This is a genomic window from Chryseobacterium defluvii (genome assembly GCF_003634775.1).
GTDB lineage: Bacteria > Bacteroidota > Bacteroidia > Flavobacteriales > Weeksellaceae > Chryseobacterium > Chryseobacterium defluvii.
The window spans coordinates 1-2,843 of the sequence record NZ_RBXB01000006.1 but is presented as its reverse complement, the minus strand read 5'-3'; the positions used below and the strand labels follow the sequence as shown (position 1 = coordinate 2,843).

At 31.8% G+C, this 2,843-nt stretch carries 2 protein-coding genes and 1 pseudogene; all 3 read right to left on the bottom strand.

The features are described 5' to 3' along the window. Window positions 1-188, bottom strand: a pseudogene (locus BCF58_RS17300) (hypothetical protein); the annotation flags it as partial. Window positions 189-508: 320 nt separating this feature from the next. Further along, window positions 509-970, bottom strand: coding sequence for a helix-turn-helix transcriptional regulator (locus BCF58_RS17230; RefSeq protein ID WP_121463071.1), 462 nt, complete (start codon window positions 968-970; stop codon window positions 509-511). A gap of 269 nt (window positions 971-1,239) precedes the next feature. Continuing rightward, window positions 1,240-2,700, bottom strand: coding sequence for a hypothetical protein (locus BCF58_RS17225; RefSeq protein WP_121463070.1), 1,461 nt, complete (start codon window positions 2,698-2,700; stop codon window positions 1,240-1,242). Window positions 2,701-2,843 lie beyond the last annotated feature (143 nt).

Here is a 2,843-nt window from a genome sequence, read left to right as displayed (position 1 = left end):
CCTTTTGCCTGGGGTGCAGGAAAAGCCTTTACTCTCGGAATTAAGATCCCGTCCATACCCGTAGGTGAGGAAATACTCGACGGTTCTATGTGCAAACTGGCAGAAGGAACTTGCGTTCTTATTCCAACCTGGGCGAATGAAAGCATAGAAGCCAAAATGGCCCCCAAAATGATTGTATTTTTCTTCATTATGTTTTTAGAATTGTGTTTTACTTGATAAGTAGATCAGTTGAAGCTAATTGTAGATATTCCAACTTGTGAATTTCCCGGAATATGAGTAAGTACCGGTGGGTAATTCTATATTTTTCATCTTAGTGTCGTGTTTTAATAAATAATTTTAAAAATCTAAAAGATATAAGCTCGTTATTTTACAGTCTAAAATCAAACAATCAGATTCTTTTTATTTGTGTATTTCTATTACAAATCACTAAAAATATTTCATTTCTAACAAAAAACTTCAGTACCAACGAAGTACTTCTATTTACAAATTGCTAAAAATCAATAATTTATTATTCTTCGATTTTTTTACGAAGCCATAACGTCGTATCATCTTTTGGAGGAATATTGAGTCTTTTTCTCAGGTTATATTTATTATTTTTAATGGTTTGAACGGCTTTAAAAGTATACTCAGCTATATCTTTTGTATTGAAACCTAAATAAATATAAGCACATAGAATAATTTCCGAAACTTTAAGATTTGCATTGATCTCTATCAGCTTTTTACGGAATGTAGGATATTTTTCCTGAAAATGTGCCCAAAATTCAGGACTGTTATTTTTTGCCAGCTGAATGATCTCATCAAAAGCCTCTGTTTTATGGTCATGAAAAGAATTCTTTATACTCTTCTTCTCTTCACCTGAAAGAAATAATATATAATATGCCAATGAAATAATCGTCGTTACCCCTCCAATGACCAGGTAATAGATACTAAAACTTTGTTTATGTTTTTTTTTGTCTTGCTTTGATAACATACTAATAGGTATCTTTAATTAATAATTCTTAAAGACATAATAATAATGATGCTTGAATAAGCATCAGTTATTTACATGTTGCATTTTTTCTATACCTAGTTGAGCGTGTATGTGTATCTTACTAAGATCAAAGTATTCATCCTTTTCCATTTGTGCTTAAGTTTTTTAAAGTTATAAAAGCACAAAGCAAAAGAAGTCAGGATTGAAATCAAAAAAAATAAGGTACCAACAAAGTACCTTAAAAATATAACGAACACGGATAGTGGTGTTTAGCTATCCATATAATTTCTTATCCAAAGTGAAATATCATCTTGGGGTGGAATATTTAAGCGTTTTCTCAGATTATATTTATTATTTTTTATTGTCTGGACAGCTTTAAAAGTATAATCTGCTATATCTTTTGTGTTGAAGCCTAAATAAATATAAGCAGATAATATGAGTTCTGATGTTTTCAGATTAGAATTAATATCCAATGTTTTTTTACGAAATTCGGGATACACTTCTTGGAAACGTCCCCAAAATTCCGGGCTGTTTTCCTTAGCGAGCTGTATGATTTCCTCAAAGCTTTCATTTACTTTTTGCTCCAGCTCTTTTACCTTCCGTTCATTTTGTAAGATATATGCCTTATTTTTTTTGAGCAGAAGATCTTTTCTCCTGATCTTCCGGTCATGCAGAAAACTTAATATACTTAATATGATGATTCCTAATAACAGTCCACCCAATGTATAGTACAAATTCTTTTTTGATGCTTCAATTTGCTTTTTCTCATCTTCGATAATTTTTTTCCCGGAGGTTTGCGAGGCTATCAGATTCCTCTGATCAATACTGTCTCTGAGCCTTGTATACTTCTGCAGATATTCATTGGCTTTATAAACATTGTTCTGAAGAGTATATACTTCAGCTATACCTTTATAATTCTTCATTACATTTTTAGATCTCTTCATTTTAAAAGACAATTTCAGGGATTTTTCATAAAACCCCAGTGCTTTTTTATACTCCTTTTGATCCTTATAATACTCGCCAGACATATAATTAAACACCAGATGATCAAAGATACTTGTTGATATTTTTAAAAGCCCTTCGGCTTTATCCAGGTAAAATTTTGCGGAATCCTGGTTTTTCTTACGTGTTATAAAATAATAGGTAAGATTGGTAGCCTCTACCACCCGGGGAACATTTTTATATGCTTTATGAGTATAATAATACATTGAATCACTATTTTGAAGTATTCCGAAATTGACCGCCATACTTCCATAAATATCATGCAGAAGTTTCTGCTTCTGTATTTTGTCATTTATTTTTAATACCTCTTGTAATGCTTTGCGATAGCTTTCATTGGACTTCTCAATAAATCTCAGCTCAAAATAATTTTTTCCATAAACCGTAAAAAGTGACGCTACTAATAACGGATCATTCTCATATTCGGAATACAATGCTTCAGCCTTTTGCAGATAAATCTGTTCTTCATCATATTTTCCCAAAGAATGAAGATAGCGGGCAATCTGGATATATCCTCTTGCTTTACCTTTTGCATAATTGATATTTTCTGATAATTGTATTGTTTTTTTGCTATATTCAATTCCCTCATATATCTTACCTTTCTGAAGATACTGATCATCATTTTGTAATCTGTCTATTTCCGCAGGAGACAATTTCTGGGAATACAATATACAGGATGCCAAAAAAAAGAAAAACAACAGCATCAGATTTTTCCTATTCATTCCTTTCATTCCAATTTTGCTATATTTTTAAAAGCTTCCCATATATCGTAATGTAATATTAGAAAGGGTACCGTTTGGGGTAATGGTAGATGGATCCGTAAAGCTGGGATCCCTGTAATACCTGTTGATAGAGAAACGCAGCCTGTCATTTA

What these genes read in the sequence shown, in the direction of transcription:
- BCF58_RS17230 (WP_121463071.1), bottom strand. Translation starts at nt 970, where the DNA reads ATGTTATCAAAGCAAGACAAAAAAAAACATAAACAAAGTTTTAGTATC.
- BCF58_RS17225 (WP_121463070.1), bottom strand. Translation starts at nt 2,700, where the DNA reads ATGAAAGGAATGAATAGGAAAAATCTGATGCTGTTGTTTTTCTTTTTT.